This is a genomic window from Mammaliicoccus sp. B-M6, from assembly GCF_022386965.1.
Taxonomy (GTDB): domain Bacteria; phylum Bacillota; class Bacilli; order Staphylococcales; family Staphylococcaceae; genus Mammaliicoccus; species Mammaliicoccus sciuri_A.
This window is the reverse complement of sequence record NZ_JAJNHJ010000013.1, coordinates 13,456-34,842: the sequence shown is the minus strand read 5'-3', so window position 1 is coordinate 34,842 and position 21,387 is coordinate 13,456. Positions and strand designations below refer to the sequence as shown.

The window sequence follows — 21,387 nt, the reverse complement described above, 5'->3', positions numbered from 1 at the left end:
TTATAATGTCCGAGATAATGATAGTTGTATCAAATAATCAAATAGCAGACGCTATTTTTGAATTAAAAGTACGTGGAAATCTTACGAAAAATATGAAAAAACCTGGACAGTTTGTTCATATTAAAGCTGGTACAGGAACAGAACATATGTTGAGAAGACCAATTTCGATTTGTGAAGTGAACCGTGAAGAAGACACATTTACAATGCTTTTTAGAAGAGAAGGACACGGTACAGAATTGATTTCACAACTAAAACAAGGTGATCCAATAGATGTAATTGCACCTTTAGGGAACGGATTCCCAGTTGATGAAGCGCAAAATACTGCCTTATTAGTTGGAGGCGGTATTGGCGTGCCACCTATGTACGAATTGTCGAAACAACTCAATGCTAGAGGCATCAAGACGATTCACGTATTAGGTTTTCAAAGTGCTAAAGATGCATTTTATATAGACGAATTTAGTGCGTTAGGTGATACGTATGTTGCAACTGCAGATGGAACACTTGGTACTAAAGGATTTGTTACAACTGTTATTGAAAATTTAGACACACCCTTCGATATTTTTTACAGCTGTGGACCAAAAGCAATGTTGAAAGCTTTAACACTTCAATTAAGTGATGTGAAAGGTTATATTTCACTCGAAGAACGTATGGGGTGTGGCATCGGTGCTTGCTATGCATGTGTATGCCATACGGATAATGAAGCGGGTTATGTCAAAGTTTGTACAGACGGTCCCGTATTTGAAAAAGGAGCTGTCATCATATGAGTCGATTAAATATTTCGCTACCAGGGTTAAATTTGAAAAATCCAATCATGCCAGCAAGTGGATGCTTTGCTTTCGGAAAAGAATTCAGTCAGTTTTATGATTTATCAGAACTTGGCGCAATCATGATTAAAGCAGCAACTCAATTTGCAAGATACGGTAATGAAGCGCCACGTGTCGCTGAAACGGCAAGCGGTATGATTAATGCGATTGGCCTTCAAAATCCAGGTGTTCACCATATTATGGAACATGAATTGAAATACCTTGAACAATATGATGTACCCATTATTGCTAATGTTGCAGGTTCTACTGAAGAAGAATATGTTTACGTCGCCAAACATATTTCACAAGCATCAAATGTTCATGCACTAGAATTGAATATTTCTTGTCCAAATGTTAAAGAAGGTGGGATTCAATTCGGTACTGTACCTGAAGTGGCTAAAGAACTGACGAGAAAAGTAAAAGCTGTTTCAGAAGTGCCAGTGTATGTAAAGTTATCTCCTAATGTAACAAACATTGTAGAAATGGCGAAAGCTATTGCAGAATACGCAGACGGTATAACGATGATCAACACTTTAGTAGGATTAAGAATTGATGCGAAGACTGGAAAACCAATCATAAGCAATGTTATAGGTGGATTAAGTGGTCCAGCAATCAAGCCAGTTGCATTAAGAATGGTATATGAAGTCAGTCAACATGTTGATATTCCAATTATCGCAATGGGTGGCGTGAGAACTGCTCAAGATGTCATTGATTTCATTTCAGTTGGTGCTGATGCAGTGGCAGTTGGAACAGCAAACTTTGAAAATCCAACAGTATGTAAAGATATTATTGATGAATTACCTACATTACTCGACAAATTAGGTGTTGAACATATTACAGAACTTAAAGGTAGAACTTATAACCAACAAGGAGTTGTCAAATAACATGAAGAATACACCAATAATTGCATTAGACTTTGCAACTCTAGAGGAAGTTGATCAATTTTTAGATTTATTTAATGAACCCCTATTTGTAAAAGTAGGTATGGAACTTTATTTGCAAAATGGTCCTGAAACGATCAACCGAATTAAAGAAAGAGGTCATGATATCTTTTTAGATTTAAAGTTACATGACATTCCAAACACGGTTAAAGGCGCATTAAAAGGATTAGGTAAACTCAATATCGACTTAATCAATGTACATGCAGCTGGTGGTAAAAACATGATGGCTGCTGGACTTGAAGGATTACGTGAGACAAATCCTAATGCTAAATTAATAGCTGTAACTCAGTTAACTTCTACTACAGAACAACAAATGAAAGATGAACAAAATATTCAATCATCCATCAATGAATCAGTCGTGCACTATGCAAAAATGGCACATGAAGCAGGACTTGATGGTGTCGTTTGTTCACCATTAGAATCTAATTTAATTCAAGAACATATCGGCGAAACTTTCTTGAAAGTGACACCAGGTATACGTTTAGAATCTGATAAGACACATGATCAACAACGTGTGACAACACCAGAAGACGCTAAAAAATTAGGCTCAACACATATAGTAGTGGGTCGTTCAATTACGCAACATGAAGATCCAGTAGCAAGATATCACGAAATATTACAAAGATGGGAAGGATAATTCATATGACTCAAAATATCGCACAATCATTATTAGAAATTAAAGCTGTAACACTTTCACCTGACGATCCATATACATGGAGTTCAGGCATAAAATCACCGATTTATTGTGATAATAGAGTGACATTAGCATATCCTGAAATTAGAGAAAATATTTATCAAGGTTTAATTGAATTGATCAAAGAACACGCTCAAGATGCTGAAATTATTTCTGGTACGGCAACAGCAGGTATTCCGCATGCAGCATTTGTTGCGGATCAACTAAAATTACCGATGAGCTATGTGAGATCTAAAAGCAAAGGTCATGGTAAAGGGAATCAAATCGAAGGTGCTTTAAGCAAAGGGAAAAAAGTAGTTGTAATTGAAGATTTAATTTCAACAGGTGGTTCTTCAATTAATGCTGTTGAAGCTTTAATTGAAGATGGCGCGGAAGTATTAGGGGTATTTGCAATCTTTACATATGGTATTAACAAAGCAGAAGAAGCTTTCAAAGCAATCGATGTCCCATTTTATACTTTGTCTAATTATGATGAACTGATTTCAGTAGCTGAAAAAGAAGGTTATATCGAAAATAAAGATATAAAAACTTTAAAAGCTTGGAAAGATACTTTATAATAAAGTCAAGATAAGGGGGGTCTTTATGGAAAGCCAACATAAATTATCTGCTGCAGAAGAACAAGAGCAGATAAAAAAATGGGGACATATTAATGATTTTCTTAAAAAAGATTCTAATGCGAAACCTGACTTTAATCACTATGAAGTAAGAGACGAAAATATGTACGAACGTACAGGTTATTCGAATAACACAAACGTGAATAGACAGAGAAGATATGATTTAGGCGACAAAAATATATTTAAAAGTATCAAAAAAGAATTAGAAGCAAAAGGATTCTTTGATGATTAATAAGACATTAAGAAAAAACTACTAAAAAAATTGGTATCAATTTTTTTAGTAGTTTTTATTTTTTAAGCATGAATATTCAGAAAATTGTATGAATTAAGAATGACGTTTGTTAAAATGTAAACGTATACACTTTTAAAGGGGGCGAAATGTATGAATAAACGTGATAATAAGTTTACGAATCAACTTTGGAAAGAAAGTGGACGTACGAAAGAAATGTTAAAGTTCTTTTCAACGGATGCATTAAAAAATCAAAATAAACCAGATCCTGAATTGAAAGCTTACAATACTGCACAACTTATCGGATTAATATTAGGTCCATTACTATTTTTAGTTGTGTTATTATTTTTCAAAGCAGATGGACTGAGTCAAAATGGTGTCTACGTTATGGCTGCCACTTTATGGATTGCCGTATGGTGGATTACTGAAGCTATACCAATTCCAGCAACAAGTTTAATGCCTTTATTCCTTTTTCCATTAGGCGGAATTATGGATAGCGCGACAGTTTCAAGTGCATATGGAGATGATATTGTATTCCTATTCTTAGGTGGTTTCATTATTGCAGTTGCGATGGAAAGATGGAATTTACATACAAGAATTGCACTCGTCATTATTAAAAGTATTGGTACGAGTACAGGTAGAATTTTATTAGGATTTATGATTGCAACAGGTGCATTATCGATGTTTGTTTCAAACACAGCAGCCGTAATGATTATGATTCCAATCGGTATGGCAATTATTAAAGAAGCGAATGAATTAACAGCTGAAGGTAATGAGCATCACAACTTATCACAATTTGAAAAATCTTTAGTACTTGGTATTGGTTATGCAGGTACAATCGGAGGATTGGGAACTTTAATTGGGACACCGCCTCTTATTATTTTGAAAGGTCAATACGAGAAGATTTTCGGAGAAGAAATTGGATTCGGTCAATGGATGGTTATGGGTGTACCTACAGTCATTATCATACTCGCGATAACTTGGGCATATTTAAATTTTGTAGTATTTAAACATGACATGAAAGAACTTCCAGGTGGGAAAGAAATTATTACAAGAGAGTTAAAGTCTTTAGGTAAGACGACTTATGAAGAAAAAGTTGTATTCACACTATTCTGTTTAGCTGCATTTTTATGGGTATCTAGAGAATTCTTATTAGCACAATTACCTTTTACAGAATTAGTTAAAGATGGCACAATTTCAATGTTTATCGCTGTTATACTTTTCTTAATTCCAGCAAAACGCAAATTTGCTAGAATTCTTGATTGGTCAATTGCTAAAGATTTACCATGGGGCATTTTATTACTATTTGGTGGTGGTTTAGCAGTAGCTTCTGCCATTACAGAAAGTGGATTAGATAAATGGATGGGTAAACAAATTTCAGGATTAGATGGCGTCAATATCATCTTAATTATAGGAATTGTTACGCTGTTTGTATTATTCTTAACAGAAATTACATCTAATACTGCAACAGCTACAATGATCTTACCAATTTTAGCTACAATAGCAGTTGGTATTCATGTACATCCACTAGCATTAATGATTCCAGCAGCAATGGCTGCAAACTGTGCATTTATGTTACCAGTCGGAACACCACCAAATGCGATTGTATTTGGTACAGACAAAGTAACGATCCGAGAAATGGCGACAGCCGGATTTTGGTTAAACTTAATCAGCTGTGTGATTATCGTCGGATTTGTATGGTTCATGGTTCCATGGTTATTTGGCATAGATTTAGTAGCAAGTAAATAATTGAAATATAATTAAAAAAGCAATGCTTGGATGTTGATCCAAGCATTGCTTTATGTTGTATTTTAATCCATAAATAGTTTAATAAATATATATCCGACAATGATAATGGCTAACATAATGACGATCGGTAACAATAATGAAAGTGACATAAAATCTCTCCTTTGTCTTTAACGCTTAATAAGATTATACTAAATTATATACGATTTAAAAAATGATTAAAATCTGTTGATGGAGTGTTTATTCAATGATACCAAAAATTACGACATTTTTAATGTTTAACGGTGAAGCTGAAGAAGCGATTAATTTTTATACGTCTATTTTTAAAGATAGTGAAATTTTAACAATGGTTAAATACGGTGAAGAGGGACCTGGTGAACCTGGGACTGTTCAACATTCTATATTTAAAATAAATGGACAAATATTTATGGCGATTGACCAAACAAATGGTGTTGAAATTGAGATGAATCCTGCAATGTCATTATATGTAACGTGTGAATCAGCAATGGAAATGGAACATTTATATTCTAAACTTAAATCGGGTGGTGCGATTCTCATGCCTAAAACAGAATTACCACCAACATTTAGAGAATTTGCGTGGGTTCAAGATAAATTTGGTGTGAATTTCCAACTTGCTTTACCTGAACAACAGTCATAAATGCAATATATAAAAGAAAAACTTTCATAACTGATAAGCCTTTGAAAATGATTTCTGGCTAGTCAAGTTATGAAAGTTTTTGTTATTTTTTAAGTAATTTTTTAATGTCGTCATAATCAGTTGTGACATAAAGTGTTGTTTGACTGTCGTAAGTGACAAATCCTGGTTTAGCACCACTCGGTTTGTGGACATTCTTTATAGCAGTGTAGTCAACTGGGATTTGACCTGATTGACTTGCTTTAGAATAATACCCAGCAATCATTGCCGCTTCTTCGATTGTTTTTTGCGTTGGTTCGTCTTCTTGTATGACAACATGTGAACCTGGAATATCTTTCGTATGGAACCATAATTGATTTTTTCTTGCGACACGATGTGTTAAGTAATCGTTTTGTTTATTATTTTTACCTAATAAAATCGTTTGACCATCTGTAGAAATAAATGTCGTTAACGTAATTTTGTTAGAATTTTTCTTTTTCTTATTTTTACGTTTCTTAACAAAACCTTGATCTTCTAATTCTTCTCTAATGTCATCAATATCATCAACAGAAATATGGGCAAGTTGTTGTTCTAATGATTCGAAATATAAGATATTAGATTGTGTCAATTTGATTTGTTTATCTAACTCTATTTCACGTGTCTTAAGTCTGTTATATTGTTTGTAATAATATTGAGCATTCATTGAAGGTGATTTCGTTGGATTTAAAGGTATCGTAACAGGCTCATTGTTATAATAATTAATAGTTTCTAACGATTTGTCACCTTGTTTAATTTGATACATATTCGCCGTTATTAATTCTCCAAATAATTGTTGCTCATCTTTGTTACGAGCCGCTTCTCGCTCATTAATTAATTTCTCTAGTTTATGACGATTTTTTTGAAGATGTTGGTCGACAATTTTAACTAAATCTAATGCACGCTGTTTAACACGCTCTCTTTCACCACGTGATTCATAAAATCTATCTAAACATTCATGTATATTATCAAAGGACATATAGTCATTTCCATAAGAATGTAACGGCATAAAGTAGAAAATTTCTTTGCCAGTCGAATCATCACTGTAAATAACAGGATTAGGTGATTGTTGAACTTCATCCATTACTTCATTAAAAGCTTCCACTAATGTTTCTTGATTCATAAATGGACGTCTAGATGTAATCTCTTTTGTTATAAGTGGACTAAAACCTTCAAATTGTTGAAGGAGCTGTCGGTCAATTTTACCCGAATTAAAATCAATATATTTAATAATGTCATCCACTTCGAAAGGATTTAATTTCTTAACAGTAGGTGGGTATTCATATTTGAAACCTGGCATAATTGTACGAGCAGTATTAGTATTAGGTGTATGATGTTTAAAGCCGTCGATAATTTTACGGTCGCCATCAATTAAAATGATATTACTATGTCTACCCATAATTTCTAATACGATTGTTCGTTTTCTTAAATCACCAATTTCATCTCGAGAATGAACATCGATTTCTACTAAACGGTCATTACCAATTTGAGTAATACTTTGAATAATGCCGCCATCTAAATGTTTACGTAGCACTCTAAGAAACATTGGTGGGTCGAAAGGATTATCAAATTTTTCAGCAGTTAAGTGAAAACGACTGAAATTTGCATGTGTTGATAATAGTAATTGTTTATTTTTTCGTTCACTTCGAATTGTTAATATAATTGTGTCATTACTAGGTTCAGTAATTTTATGAATTCGCCCAGTTACGAGCGATTGTATATCTTCAACGATCTTTCTAGTAAATAAGCCATCAAAAGCCATTTGCATTCACACCTTTATCAAAAGTCAATTTATTGTAACATGTAAGGGATTAAATGAGTATAATTCTGTTTAATCTTTAAACGTCTCTAGCCATATAGAATTGAAATATGGTAAGATATAAAAAAACAAAATGATAATAAATCGTTAGTATTCATTAGGAAAGGTCGTTTGACATGAACATAGAAAAAGGGTTACTGATAGTGCTCTCTGGCCCATCTGGAGTTGGTAAAGGAACAGTACGTAAATCAATATTTGATGATCCGAGTACGGATTTTAAATATTCTATCTCTATGACTACTCGAAACATGCGTGAAGGAGAAACGGATGGCGTAGATTATTTCTTTAAATCAAGAGAAGAATTTGAAGCTTTAATAGCTGATGACCAATTTATAGAGTATGCTGAGTATGTTGGTAATTACTATGGTACGCCAGTACAATACGTAAGAGATACGATGGATAACGGTTATGATGTATTTTTAGAAATTGAAGTAGAAGGTGCTAAACAGGTTAGAAAGAAATTCCCTGAAGCATTATTTATTTTCTTAGCACCACCGAGTCTTGAACATTTGAAAGAAAGACTTGTCGGTCGCGGAACTGAATCAGATGAAATCATCCAGAACCGAATTCTTGAAGCGCGTAAAGAAGTTGAAATGATGAACCTTTACGATTATGTTGTTGTAAACGATGAAGTTGAATTAGCGAAAGAGCGTATTCAAGCCATCGTAGAAGCTGAACACTTAAAAAGAGAACGTGTTGAAGCACGTTACAGAAAAATGATATTGGAGGCAAAAAAATAATGTTATACCCACCACAAAACGAATTAAAAGACAGCATCAATTCTAAATATTTAGTTGTAACAACTGCAGCTAAGAGAGCACGTGAACTACAAGAACACCCTGACAGTTTATTATTAGATGAATATCGTTCATTAAAAAATGTAGGTCAAGCACTAGAAGAAATAGCAGCTCATAAAGTATATGCTAAATTAGAAGACTAATCATTTGAATTAACGAAAGACCTTTTATGTTTGGACGACCAATCCATACATGAAAGGTCTTTTTATTGAATATGGATATTGTAATTTAGATTCATGACAGTCTTTTTTAAAGAATGTATAATAAGTATAAAGTTTAAGAATCGAATTAATCGGAGGAGTACACAAATGAAGAATATACTTCTAGCTGTAACTGGGGGAATAGCTGCCTATAAAGCTATAGATTTAACGAGCAAATTAACACAAAGTGGCTATCAAGTGCGCGTCATGTTAACTGAACATGCGAAACAGTTTGTGACACCATTGGCATTTCAAGCTATCAGTCGCAATCACGTTTATACAGATACTTTTGACGAAAAAGATGTCAGTGAAATTCAACATATTACATTAGCTGACTGGGCTGATGCAGTCATCGTTGCGCCTGCAACAGCTAATACAATTAGTAAATTAGCGAATGGCTTAGCAGATAACATGGTGACTTCAACATTACTCGCTACGACTGCTCCTGTTTTTATCGCACCAGCAATGAATGTTCATATGCTTGAACATCCTTCTACCGTTGAAAATATGTCTCGTTTAAGAAATTATGGTTATAAATTCATCGCGCCAGGGGAAGGTTATTTAGCTTGTGGTTATGTTGCAAGAGGTAGAATGGAAGAACCGATTACCATTTTGACAATTATTGATGATTATTTTAAAGAACAAGCTCAACCACAAACTTTTGCTTTAAAAGGTAAAAACGTACTTGTAACTGCTGGACCAACAGTAGAAAAAGTAGATGCTGTACGCTATTTTACAAATCGTTCAAGTGGAAAGATGGGCTATGCATTAGCTGAAGCTGCAAGAGATTTAGGGGCGAACGTTACGTTAGTAAGTGGAGAGACAAATTTAACGCAACCTGTTGGTGTAGAGTTTATTCAAGTAACAAGTGCTGAAGATATGTTCCAAGCTGTTAAATCACGTATGAATGATATGGACATGATTATTAAAGCAGCAGCAGTCGCTGATTACACACCAGTTGAAACTTCTGAACATAAAATGAAAAAGAAAGATGGCGACTTACAGCTTACATTTAAAAGAACGACAGACATCCTTAAATATTTAGGGGAACATAAAGATAAGCAATATTTAGTTGGATTTGCTGCTGAAACAGATAATGTCGAAGAATATGCAATGGATAAATTGAAAAAGAAAAATGCAGATGTCATCGTTGCCAATCATGTTGCGAATGAGGCAATTGGTTTTAGATCTTCAGATAATGAAGTAGATATGTATTTTGCAAATGGAGATAAAGTACCAATTGCTAAAGCTTCTAAACAACAAGTGGCCATCAAAATTTTAAATGAAATTACTAGTAGGTGGGAAGATTGATTGCAAATGTAGTCGTAGATATTCCAGCTAAAAATGTCGACAAAATATTTGATTATTTAATTCCGCAAGATATTGAAGATATCGTCAAAGTCGGTGTTAGAGTTGAAGTGCCTTTTGGTCCACGTAAAATTCAAGGGTTTGTCATTGGCATAAGTGAAGAATTAACAAGTGACATTGATCAGTCTAAATTAAAATCAATCATTCGTGTTAAAGATTTTAAACCAGAGTTAACAGCGGAACTCATTGAACTGAGTGAATGGATGTCTAACTTTCACTTAGTTAAGCGTATTTCGGCTTTAGAAATTATGTTACCGAGTGCTGTCAAAGCTAAATATCAAAAAGTATATTGTGTTGCTGATCCAGAAGGGATTCCTGCACAATATTTAAATCATTTTAATAAAGAAGGTATTTTAACATTTGAACAAGCGCAACAACTTCAAATTGTTTCTATTTTAGAAGACTTTGTAGAAAATGAGGCAATTATAAAAGACACAATTGTAGGTCAACAACTTACAAGAAAATATGTAACTTGTGTAAGAATCGTCCCTACAGATCGATTAGATGAGAGTTTGATGTCATTGAGTAAAAAAGAAAAACAACTTGATATCATGAACTATTTAATTGAACATAGACGAGAAGATGTCATGCTCAGAACATTAAAAGAAGAAGGTTTCTCAGAATCGAGTATCAATACGCTTGTTAAAAATCAAATATTAGAAAAATACGATGGCATTATGAATAGAGATCCGTATGAGCATCGTATTTTTGAAAAAGAACATAATAAAGCATTAACTGAAGCGCAACATGAAGCTTTTACACAGATTGATGAAGCGGTTCGTAATAATGAATCGAAGACGTTTCTTTTACATGGTGTGACGGGTTCAGGGAAAACAGAAGTATACTTACAAACTATTGAGAATGTACTTAAAAAAGGTGAACAGGCGATTATGCTTGTACCTGAAATTGCATTAACACCTCAAATGGTTAACCGATTTAAAGCGCGCTTTGGTGATGAAGTTGCTGTATTACATTCCGGTTTATCTAAAGGTGAAAAGTACGATGAATGGCAAAAAATAAGAGATGGTAAAGCGAGTGTTTCAGTCGGTGCAAGATCAAGTGTCTTTGCACCATTTGAAAAATTAGGTCTTATTATCATTGACGAAGAGCATGAAGCAACGTATAAGCAAGAAGATTATCCGAGATATCATGCAAGAGAAATCGCGATATGGAGAAGTGAATATCACAAATGCCCAGTCGTATTAGGATCAGCTACACCAAGTCTAGAAACTTTTGCACGTGCAGAGAAAAATGTTTATCAATATTTAGGATTACCAGATCGTGTAAATCAACAGAAAATGCCTGAAATTGAACTCATTGATATGAGGGAAGAACTTCAAGAAGGTAATCGTTCGATGTTCTCTAATGACCTGACTAAAGCTATTCAAGATCGCATTGATAAAGGGGAACAAATTGTATTGTTCTTAAATAGAAGAGGACATTCATCATTTGTATTATGTAGAGATTGCGGACACGTACCACAATGTCCAAATTGTGATATCTCGCTTACATATCACAAGACACATGATGATTTAAAATGTCATTATTGTGGATACAGTGAACCTATGCCTCAAAGATGTCCAAGTTGTGAAAGTGAACATATACGACAAATGGGTGTTGGCACGCAGAAAGTCGAAGAAATTATATATGACACATTCGAACGCGCTAAAGTTATTAGAATGGATGTCGATACCACTTCGAAAAAAGGAGCTCACGAAAAATTATTAACAGCTTTCGGGAATCAAGAAGCAAATATTCTGTTAGGGACACAGATGATTGCTAAAGGACTGGACTTTGAAAATATTACATTAGTAGGCGTACTTAATGCAGATACGATGTTAAACTTGCCAGATTTCAGATCGAGTGAAAAGACATTCCAATTACTGACTCAAGTTGCAGGTAGAGCAGGGCGACATGAGAAACAAGGCGAAGTCATGATTCAAACATATAATCCAGATCATTACGCTATCTTAGATGTCACAAGCAATGATTATATGTCCTTTTACCAAAAAGAAATGAAATTTAGACAGATTGGTAAGTACCCACCATATTATTATCTTGTGAATTTGACTATTAGTCATACAGATATTAAAAAAGTATTAAAAGCATCCAAGCATATACATGGTATATTGTTGCAACACGTTACAACACAATCCTTTGTATTAGGACCATCACCAAGCCCGTTGTCACGTATTAATAATAGACATCGATTCCAAATATTAATTAAATTTAAGAACGAACCAGATTTATTAACAGCCTTACAATATTTAGATGATTATTATCACGAGCAATACTTAAAAGATAAACTATCACTAGAAATAGACATTAACCCGCAAATGATGATGTAAATAGAAAGAAACCCGTGAAATGTGAAGATTTCACGGGTTTTTTGTATGTGTATAGATGAAAATGTAGGTTTTTACGTAAGTACAGGTGCCATTAAAAGCAGTTCTGTCCAAAGGTGCAAATACTGATACTGTTATTAGCAGTTCTGTCCAAAGGTGCAAATACTGACCCCGTTAAAAGCAGTTCTTGTTAAAAGTGCAAATAACGAACACTACATTAGTTTATTTAGGGAAGAATTTTCTATTTCTTTTCTTAGCTGATTTAAAATACTTGTTACAAACACGACCAATCGTATATTCTTTCACCGGATAACACCACTGGATGGCTTCATCAAATGTGAAGCCGTCTCTTTTTAAATAATAGAGTTCTTTCAAATTGTACAGAATGATTTTTTCGGATTTGATCTTACAATGACAGTACGTGCAGTTATAGTAGATTTTACTTTCTACTATATTGATTGTGTGCATTTTTCTGCAGCTCGGGCATTTTATACCTGCTAAGCTGATGTCGAAGTATGGTGTGATTTCTTTTTGATAATAAGTGGAATGAATTTTCTTGTGTTGCAATAAAAAGTTTAATAATACGGGGTTAAACTTTGATGATTGGGATAGTAAAATATCTTTGATTTGATTCAATTGATTGAAGTAGATGATATTTTGATCATGTGGCCAGTTTCCAACGGGTATAAAATGAGGATTCGTAAAAATGATATAAGGCTGAATATTTATATGTATACCATTTTGATACAGTAATTTTTCTAATTCAGATTTCATAAATTGAGTTTGTTTAATGGGGGATTTCGTAGTGATTCCGTAACTATTTTTTAAGAAATCTTGTTCGAAGTGCCACTCGTCTCTATAATGTTTAATTTCAAATAAGAAAAGTGTATTATCTGTTGCGACTAAATAATCAATTTGGACATGATGTTGATTACCGAATTCGAAGTCGTAAATATAGCAGATGTTTGGTATCGTGTTTAAAAATAATTTGAAATAGCGTTCTCCTTCTTTACCATTGTAATAAGTTAGAAGATTATTTCTCTCATCTTTCGATAAAATCTTCCGTGATTCAAGTGCGAGTAAATATTGATAGTAATCGGATGTGTTCATAAAGGACTCCTTTCTGTTATTTATTGGTAATTCAATTTTACTTCGATTACTTAAAAATTTCTATCAAATCAATATAAGCGACTGTAGATGAATTTTCTCTGTCGCTTTTTATATTGATTTACGTTATAATTATACGATGAGTTTTTAAAAAGGAGCGATAGATATGGCTGTAAAACCACTTGTTACGGTACCAAATCCAATATTAAATAGAGAAGTTAAAGATGTTGTGACTTTTGATGAGTCTTTAAAAACATTAATTGCTGATTTAGAGGATACAATGTTTGAAAATGATGGGGTGGGTATAGCTGCACCTCAAATTGGCGTTGATCTTAAAGTTGCGATTGTTGATATGGAGCAAGAAGGTATTTTGCAGCTGATCAATCCAACTATTGTTTCTCAATCTGAAGAAACTGAAGCTGATGTAGAAGGTTGTCTCAGCGTACCTGGCGTCTTTGGAGAAGTGAACAGAAGTAAAATGATTGTTGTGAAAAGTAATGATTTAAATGGTAATGAAGTTGAACTAACTGCGTATGATGATATTGCACGTATTATTTTACATGAAGTAGATCATTTATATGGTGAGTTATTCACGGATAAGATGACAAGAGAAATTAGCGAAGAAGAACTAGAGGAGATGTATAAGGATGAGTAAAATTGTATTTATGGGTACACCAGATTTTTCTACAGGCATTCTTGAAATGCTAATCGAAGAACATGAAGTGATTGCAGTTGTTACTCAACCTGATCGTCCAGTAGGTAGAAAAAAAGTACTGACACCACCTCCTGTTAAAAAAGTAGCAGTCGAACACAATATTCCAGTATATCAACCTGAAAAATTAAATCATTCTCCAGAATTAGAAGAGATTATTAATTTACAACCTGATTTAATCGTAACTGCAGCATTTGGACAGCTATTACCAAAATCACTATTAGATGCGCCAAAATATAAAGCAGTCAATGTACATGCTTCATTGCTACCTAAATATCGCGGTGGTGCTCCGATTCATTATGCAGTTATGAATGGTGAGAAGAAGACAGGCGTAACAATTATGTATATGGCAGAAAAATTAGATGCAGGTAATATTATTAGCCAAGATGAAATCGACATTAAAGAGAACGACACAGTAGGAGATGTTCATGATCAACTAGCAGTACTCGGTACAGCATTATTGAAACGAACTTTACCTACTATTTTTAATGGAACAAATGATAGCATTCCTCAAGATGAATCTCTTGTAAGTTTTGCTTCAAATATTTCAAGAGAAGATGAAAGAATTGACTGGACACAAGATGCTGAATCAATTCATAACCATATTAGAGGGTTATCACCTTGGCCAGTTGCTTATACAACGATGAATGATAAAAATATGAAATTGTGGCGCAGTGAAATTGTAAGAAATGTTAAAGGTAATCCAGGAGAAATTGTTGAAACAACTAAATCAGCTATTATTGTAGCAACAGGTAGTGAAGATGGTGTTGTTTTAACTGAAATACAATTAGCAGGTAAAAAACGTGTGCAAGCACGAGATTATTTAAGCGGATTACAATCAAAAATTGATGGGACTAAATTAATATGATGAAAAACAATGTAAGAAACGTTGCATTAACGATTCTAGATGATGTACTAACAGGTGAAGCATATAGTAATCTACAACTTAATGAAGCGATAAAAAACGAAGCCGTATCTAAAAAAGATGTCGGATTATTAACAGAACTTGTATATGGTACTTTACAAAGAAAAATCACTTTAGAATATTTAATTGAACCTTTTATTAAGACGAAGTTAAAAGGTTGGATGAAACGTCTATTAATCATGAGTGCATATCAATATGTATATTTAGATAAAGTTCCAAATCATGCGATTATCAATGAAGCTGTCAATATTGCTAAAGTACGCGGTGATTTACACAATAGTAAAGCAATCAATGCGATTCTTAGAAATTTCATGTCTACACCATTAAGAACATTAGATGAAATCAAACATGATGATAAGAAACTTTCAATAGAGGGTAGTGTACCTTTATGGTTAACGAAACATTGGATTACACATTTTGGATATGAAAAGACAAGAGAAATGTGTTTACTAAGTTTAACACCGCCAGATACAACAGTAAGAGTAAATACAACACGTATATCTGTTGAAGATGCAGTTGAAAGATTACAAAGTAATGGTTATACTGTCGAAATAGATAAAGACATAGAAAGATGTTTACATGTTAAAGGTGAAGCCATTGTAAATGATAGATTATTTAAAGATGGTTTATTATCTGTACAAGATAAGAGTTCAATGTTTGTAGCAGAAATTTTGAATCCAAAACCGAATAGTACAGTATTAGATACATGTAGTGCACCAGGTGGTAAGACTTGTCATATCGCTGAAATCATGAATCAAACAGGTCATGTTGATGCGTTTGACATTCACCCACATAAAATAGATTTAATTGATTTTAATATCAAAAAATTAAGACTTAAAAATGTAACAGCAGCTGTACACGATGCAACTCAGCCTTTTGATCAAACATATGATTACATCCTTGTAGATGCACCGTGTAGTGGATTTGGTGTCATGAGAAGAAAGCCTGAAATTAAATATGACAAGACGTCAAAAGATGTTGAATCATTATGGCACTTACAATTAGAGATCCTTGAAAATGCGAGTAAATCTCTCGCACCGAATGGAGAATTAGTGTACTCAACTTGTACAATCGAACAAATGGAAAATGAAAATGTTGTTTATTCATTCTTAAAAGCAAATCCAGAGTTTGAATTCGCACCATTTATAGATCCAAGAACAAATCAAGAAACTAAAACATTACAGCTACTACCTCAAGATTATAATTCAGATGGTTTCTTTATTACTAAAATTAAGAGAAAGGAAAGTTAATATGCCAGCGATACAGAAAAAACGCAATAAATTTATGCCAAACTTCGAAAGACCTTCAATATATTCATTACAATTAGGAGAATTAGAAGATTGGTTGATCGATCAATCAGAACCAAAGTTTAGAGCTAAACAAATTTTTGATTGGTTATATGTTAAAAGAGTAGACGCTTTTAGCGAAATGACAAATCTTTCAAAAGAATTGAGAGAAAAACTAGTTCAATCATTTGAAATTACAACGTTAGAAGTAGCTGTTAAACAAGAAAGTAAAGATGGAACTATCAAGTTTCTTTTTGAATTACAAGATGGATACACGATTGAAACAGTATTAATGAGACATGAATATGGGAATTCAGTTTGTGTGACAACTCAAGTAGGTTGTCGTATAGGTTGTACGTTCTGTGCCTCATCAATTGGTGGATTGAAACGTAACCTTGAAGCGGGTGAAATTGTTGCGCAAGTATTAACAGTTCAAAAAGCTTTAGATGCTACGGATGAGCGTGTTAGCCAAGTTGTTATTATGGGTATTGGTGAACCATTTGAGAACTATGATGAAATGATGGGATTCTTAAAAATCATTAATCATAATAAAGGTTTAAACATCGGTGCACGTCATATTACAGTTTCTACATCAGGAATTGTTCCTAAAATTTATGATTTTGCTGATGAATCACTACAAATAAACTTCGCATTGAGTTTACATGCAGCTGATAATGAAACACGTTCTAGATTGATGCCTATTAACAGAGCTTATGATTTAGATAAATTAATGGAAGCTATTGAATACTATGTCAACAAAACGAATAGAAGAATCACATTTGAATATGGTTTATTCGGAGGCGTGAATGACCAAGTTCATCATGCAAAAGCATTGGCAAAATTAATTAAACATTTAAACTGTCACGTGAACTTAATTCCAGTTAACCACGTACCAGAACGTGATTATGTAAAAACATCAAAAGAAGATATCTTTAAATTCGAAAAAGAATTAAAAAGAAACGGGATAAATGCTACAATAAGACGTAATCAAGGTGCAGATATTGATGCTGCATGTGGACAACTAAGAGCAAAAGAGCGAAAAGAAGAAACGAGGTAACAAATCATGGAAGCACGGTTTTTTACAGATGTCGGTCAATTTCGAGAACAAAATGAAGATGCAGGTGGTATCTATACAAATCAAACAGGTCAAGTGTTATTAGTGATTTGTGATGGTATGGGTGGACATGCTGCTGGTGAAGTTGCAAGTCAATTTGTGAATGATTCACTTAAAGCTAGATTCGAAGATGAAAATTATATTGAATATGATCATGCTGAAGATTGGTTGCAATCTAACTTAGCTGATATAAACAGACAATTATATAACGAGTCTATGAACAATGAGATGTATAGAGGCATGGGTACAACTTGTGTTTGTGCTCTAGTCTATGAAAAAGACATCGTTGTAGCTAATATAGGTGATTCACGTGCTTATTTGATGAACAGTCGTGAAATGATGCAATTAACAAATGATCATACATTTGTTAATCATCTTGTTACGATTGGGGAAATTACGAAAGAAGAAGCTTTCACGCATCCTCAAAGAAACATTATTACAAAAGTTATGGGAACAGATAAACGTGTTAACCCAGATATTTTTTACTACAATACAAAATTTTATGATTATTTGCTTTTAAATTCAGATGGTTTGACAGATTACTTACATGAAGATGACGTTCAACAAATTGTGATGTCTCATAAAGGTACGGTTGAGGATATTGGTGAAACGCTTATCGAAGAAACAATAGAAGTCGAAGGTAAAGATAATATCTCGTTAATATTATATCCATTTGAAGGTGGAAAAATATGATAGGTCGCATAATCGCCGGTCGCTATGAATTTGTGAAGTATCTTGGTGGCGGTGGTATGAGTAACGTCTATTTAGCGAAAGATAAGATCTTGAACCGTGATGTAGCAGTGAAAGTAATCAACATACCGCCTTATGAAAAAGAAAAAGCCGTTGAACGTTTCGAACGAGAAGTTCAAAATACGACGATTTTAAGTCATAGTAACGTTGTGAATGTACTGGATGTAGAAGAAGATGATAATTGTTATTACCTTGTTATGGAATATATAGAAGGACCAACATTAAAGGAATATCTATGTAAAGAAGGTAAGTTATCTGCAGATGAAGCGGTTGAAATGACGCTTCAAATCTTAAAAGGTATCGCACATGCACACCATCATCGAATTATTCATCGAGATATTAAACCGCAGAACATTCTCATGACTAAAAATGGGACGTTAAAAATATTAGACTTTGGTATCGCAAGGGCATTAAGTGAAACAGCTCTAACTGAAACGAATCATGTTATGGGTTCTGTTCAATATTTATCGCCTGAACAAGCTAAAGGTCAATCAACAGATGAATCATCAGATATTTATTCTATTGGTATTGTATTGTATGAATTATTAACAGGACACCCACCATTTAATGGGGAAACGCCTGTAAGTGTAGCCATTAAACATATTCAAGAAGAGTTGCCTTCTATTAGAAAAGAACGACCATCTATACCTCAAAGTATAGAAAATGTCATTATGAAAGCAACGCGTAAAGAAAAGTCACTCAGGTACCGTGATACAAATGAAATGTATAATGACCTTTTAACAGCATTGGATGATGAACGTAAAGATGAATTACCTAGGTATGATTCTGATTCAGATACTAAAACAATGCCCGTTATAAAAGCAGATGAAGAAGAAAGTGATACAAAGACTGTTCCAAATGCAACGACGCAACAAAATGCTAATGTACAACAACAAAATACGGAAACAAATAAGCCTAAACGTAAGCGAAATAAATGGTTAATCGTTTTTGTACCTATTTTACTATTATGTATGTTAGTAGGTGCAATCGGTTTTGCCTTAACAGCACCTAAATATGTAGATGTGCCTAACTTATTAGGAAAATCACGTGGTGAAGCCTTAGCTTTAATAGATGAAAAAGGTTTAAGTAAAGGCAAAATAACAGAAGCCTATAGTAATAGCTTTAAAGAAGGCGAAGTTATGAAAGTAACACCTAAAGTAGGTAGTAAAGTCAAAGAGATGACTAAAGTTGATTTAGTGATATCTCAAGGTGTTAAGACGTTTACCGTAGAAGATTATGTTGGAAAATCAGCAGACAAAACGAAAAAGCAATTAGAAAAACAAGGCTTTGAATCTGTCCGTATAAAAGAACAATACGATAAAGCGGTGAATGGCACAGTAATTAATCAAAATATTGAACCAGGTTCTAAAGTCGTACCTAAAGATACGATGATTATTTTGACAAAATCAATCGGCGTGAAGCAAGAATACGTTAAAGATTATACGGGTGAAGAAATCAGTAAAGCAACTTCTGAACTTGAAGCGCTAGGATTTAAAGTAGAACAATCTGAAGTTGAAAGTGATGAACCAGCAGATACAATTGTCAAACAATCATTTAAAGATGGACAATTGCCAGTCGAATCAACGATTTACTTTGATGTATCTAAAGGTGAAGATAAAGACTCTGACTCAGATAAATCAGATGACAAAGATAAAAATGATGACAACAATGATAATGCAAGAGATAAAACATATACACAATCTGTTTATATACCATTTACAGGATCTGATAGTAAAAAAGGTCAAAAAGTAGAAATCTTTGTTAAAGATAAATCAAATGATATTAAAAAAGTTGCAGATTCCTTTACGATTAAAAAAGATACAACAAGAAGCATTAATTTCACGATTCCAAAAGGCGAATCAGCTGAATATCGCGTTGAAGTAGATGGTAAAGAAATTGAAAGTAACACAATTCATTACGATGATTTCTAAATATATGAAAAGTATATAGCTATATGAGAGACTGAAACATTAAACAGTGTTTCAGTCTCTATTTTTATACACTATTGATTTAATGCTTAGTTCTTAGTAAAATTTAGAAAATGAGTCTGGGGTGAAAAATATGCTTCCTTATGTGTCTTTATATGAATATGTATATCGTCAAACAGAACATGCTATTGTAGATGCTGATCAAAAGAACGCTATTTATGAAGAGTATAAAAATATTGTGACCTCATCTCATCTGACTGATCAAGTCTTTATAGAAGTTATGAATAATTTCTTCTATGATATAGGCTTGTTAAATACGTCTATTAAGGCATTGAAAGTTCCTGACAAGCAAGTGGGGATTAAGGTGAGGGCTACTAAGGATGCTTTAGTTGTTATGGAAGTGCTGGATGATATACGCTTTGTTGTTGGTGATGAAATTACACAGTTATCAGGGGATTCTATTGAATATTGTAGAATGAGATATCATCGTTTATTAAAAGATGAACCATACCATAGAGAAGAATGGGGACATATTTTAACTTTCCAAAATGAAGTAGAAGTAAAAAGAGCGAATCAAACTTATCGCTTTGAATTGAGACATTATCCGGTGAGTACTGAACATACGATTGATATGACAGTTAAGGATGATGTGCCAATATTAGAATTTAACGGAGATATAAGTTTTGAACAAGCTGTTGAAGCGTTATATAAATTATCCAAAATTCAAGAATCATCTAAAAAAGTCGTGTTTGATTTTAGGAATGCACAATTTAAAAATTTAAGTATCGCAGAGTTTCTTATACCTTATTTTTATGAGATTGGTAATCAAGAAACGATATTAACGAGAGACACACACGTAAAGGTTGAGCGAGAGCGTCATAAGACGTTATTTAAGCAAAAATTAGAACGTTTGTATAAAGCGTGCAGTGAAATGAATGAACAAGCTTTTTATCAAAATATTTTGGATCAACCTGTTGGTGATTGGAAACTCTTTGATGATGATAAAATTGATTTTATCGGATTAAGTCGATTTGAAGAAATTGTGGTCTTAATTGATAAGGATACATCTTATGCAGCTGAATGGCTCGTTTATAAAATAGCAAAATCGGGAATAGTCAATCTTGTCGGAAGACCAACAAGTGGGAATTTATCATTTTTTAATATTGTTGAAGAAATTATTGATCAACGATTTATACTTAGTTTTCCAGTTGATAATCTAAGTCAATCGATTCAAGATGATGTCGTTTATCCAGATACGCTAATTGAGTGGTCAAAAAGGCATGCATTAGTTGACAAAGATATAAAATTTTCAATTGATAATAGTAGTTGATTGATTATT

Annotated in this window: 20 protein-coding genes; 18 read left to right on the top strand and 2 right to left on the bottom strand. The window is 33.4% G+C overall.

Translation table 11 applies throughout. The features are described from left to right. Positions 1-5 precede the first annotated feature (5 nt). From LQ693_RS06620 to LQ693_RS06590, 7 genes are all read left to right on the top strand, one after another. On the top strand, positions 6-764 hold the full coding sequence (locus LQ693_RS06620; RefSeq protein WP_107596662.1) for a dihydroorotate dehydrogenase electron transfer subunit: 759 nt from the start codon (positions 6-8) through the stop codon (positions 762-764). Continuing rightward, positions 761-1,687: a dihydroorotate dehydrogenase gene (locus LQ693_RS06615; protein WP_025904580.1), complete on the top strand. Its 927-nt coding sequence runs from the start codon at positions 761-763 to the stop codon at positions 1,685-1,687. The genes LQ693_RS06620 and LQ693_RS06615 overlap by 4 nt, the downstream gene beginning before the upstream one ends. A 1-nt stretch (position 1,688) precedes the next feature. Continuing rightward, a complete protein-coding gene (pyrF, locus tag LQ693_RS06610) occupies positions 1,689-2,381 on the top strand; it encodes an orotidine-5'-phosphate decarboxylase (RefSeq protein ID WP_107596663.1) in 693 nt (230 codons plus the stop codon). A gap of 5 nt (positions 2,382-2,386) precedes the next feature. Continuing rightward, positions 2,387-2,995 (top strand): orotate phosphoribosyltransferase, encoded by a 609-nt coding sequence (gene pyrE / locus LQ693_RS06605; RefSeq protein WP_107596664.1) that lies wholly within the window; start codon positions 2,387-2,389, stop codon positions 2,993-2,995. A 25-nt stretch (positions 2,996-3,020) separates the two neighbouring features. Beyond that, positions 3,021-3,284: a hypothetical protein gene (locus LQ693_RS06600; protein ID WP_025904577.1), complete on the top strand. Its 264-nt coding sequence runs from the start codon at positions 3,021-3,023 to the stop codon at positions 3,282-3,284. 213 nt (positions 3,285-3,497) lie between these two features. Beyond that, positions 3,498-5,030 (top strand): SLC13 family permease, encoded by a 1,533-nt coding sequence (locus LQ693_RS06595; protein WP_232339645.1) that lies wholly within the window; start codon positions 3,498-3,500, stop codon positions 5,028-5,030. 244 nt (positions 5,031-5,274) lie between these two features. Further along, complete coding sequence (locus LQ693_RS06590; RefSeq protein ID WP_107596928.1) at positions 5,275-5,685, top strand: VOC family protein; 411 nt, start codon at positions 5,275-5,277, stop codon at positions 5,683-5,685. 82 nt (positions 5,686-5,767) lie between these two features. Here LQ693_RS06590 and LQ693_RS06585 read toward each other — a convergent pair whose 3' ends face one another. Continuing rightward, entirely contained in the window at positions 5,768-7,459 is a 1,692-nt protein-coding gene (locus tag LQ693_RS06585; RefSeq protein ID WP_233670725.1) for an Rqc2 family fibronectin-binding protein, read from the bottom strand. A gap of 173 nt (positions 7,460-7,632) precedes the next feature. Here LQ693_RS06585 and gmk point away from each other — a divergent pair, with 173 nt between their 5' ends. The 4 genes from gmk (at position 7,633) to priA (ending at position 12,229) form a co-directional block, all read left to right on the top strand. Then, on the top strand, positions 7,633-8,256 hold the full coding sequence (gene gmk, locus LQ693_RS06580) for a guanylate kinase (protein WP_025904573.1): 624 nt from the start codon (positions 7,633-7,635) through the stop codon (positions 8,254-8,256). Next, entirely contained in the window at positions 8,256-8,456 is a 201-nt protein-coding gene (gene rpoZ / locus LQ693_RS06575; protein ID WP_016911048.1) for a DNA-directed RNA polymerase subunit omega, read from the top strand. Before gmk ends, rpoZ begins: the two co-directional genes overlap by 1 nt. Before the next feature lie 165 nt (positions 8,457-8,621). Then, positions 8,622-9,824, top strand: a complete 1,203-nt coding sequence (coaBC, locus tag LQ693_RS06570) for a bifunctional phosphopantothenoylcysteine decarboxylase/phosphopantothenate--cysteine ligase CoaBC (RefSeq protein WP_198052044.1) — start codon at positions 8,622-8,624, stop codon at positions 9,822-9,824. Continuing rightward, positions 9,821-12,229 (top strand): primosomal protein N', encoded by a 2,409-nt coding sequence (gene priA, locus LQ693_RS06565; RefSeq protein ID WP_239703128.1) that lies wholly within the window; start codon positions 9,821-9,823, stop codon positions 12,227-12,229. The genes coaBC and priA overlap by 4 nt, the downstream gene beginning before the upstream one ends. A 219-nt stretch (positions 12,230-12,448) precedes the next feature. Here priA and LQ693_RS06560 read toward each other — a convergent pair whose 3' ends face one another. Beyond that, positions 12,449-13,336, bottom strand: a complete 888-nt coding sequence (locus LQ693_RS06560) for a nuclease-related domain-containing protein (RefSeq protein ID WP_204175966.1) — start codon at positions 13,334-13,336, stop codon at positions 12,449-12,451. Positions 13,337-13,499: 163 nt separating this feature from the next. Between LQ693_RS06560 and def the strand changes: the two genes are divergently transcribed. The 7 genes from def (at position 13,500) to LQ693_RS06525 (ending at position 21,378) form a co-directional block, all read left to right on the top strand. Then, positions 13,500-13,988: a peptide deformylase gene (def, locus tag LQ693_RS06555; RefSeq protein ID WP_107565732.1), complete on the top strand. Its 489-nt coding sequence runs from the start codon at positions 13,500-13,502 to the stop codon at positions 13,986-13,988. Next, positions 13,981-14,913, top strand: a complete 933-nt coding sequence (fmt, locus tag LQ693_RS06550; protein ID WP_239703127.1) for a methionyl-tRNA formyltransferase — start codon at positions 13,981-13,983, stop codon at positions 14,911-14,913. The genes def and fmt overlap by 8 nt, the downstream gene beginning before the upstream one ends. Next, complete coding sequence (gene rsmB / locus LQ693_RS06545; RefSeq protein ID WP_025904565.1) at positions 14,910-16,220, top strand: 16S rRNA (cytosine(967)-C(5))-methyltransferase RsmB; 1,311 nt, start codon at positions 14,910-14,912, stop codon at positions 16,218-16,220. The genes fmt and rsmB overlap by 4 nt, the downstream gene beginning before the upstream one ends. 1 nt (position 16,221) lies before the next feature. Next, complete coding sequence (gene rlmN, locus LQ693_RS06540; RefSeq protein ID WP_107565737.1) at positions 16,222-17,313, top strand: dual-specificity RNA methyltransferase RlmN; 1,092 nt, start codon at positions 16,222-16,224, stop codon at positions 17,311-17,313. Positions 17,314-17,316: 3 nt separating this feature from the next. Next, positions 17,317-18,063 carry a Stp1/IreP family PP2C-type Ser/Thr phosphatase gene (locus LQ693_RS06535; protein ID WP_037587595.1) on the top strand — a complete coding sequence of 249 codons (747 nt, stop codon included), beginning with the start codon at positions 17,317-17,319 and terminating at the stop codon, positions 18,061-18,063. Further along, positions 18,060-20,051, top strand: a complete 1,992-nt coding sequence (gene pknB / locus LQ693_RS06530) for a Stk1 family PASTA domain-containing Ser/Thr kinase (protein WP_239703126.1) — start codon at positions 18,060-18,062, stop codon at positions 20,049-20,051. Before LQ693_RS06535 ends, pknB begins: the two co-directional genes overlap by 4 nt. 130 nt (positions 20,052-20,181) lie before the next feature. Next, positions 20,182-21,378 (top strand): S41 family peptidase, encoded by a 1,197-nt coding sequence (locus LQ693_RS06525; protein WP_107596818.1) that lies wholly within the window; start codon positions 20,182-20,184, stop codon positions 21,376-21,378. Positions 21,379-21,387: the final 9 nt, after the last annotated feature.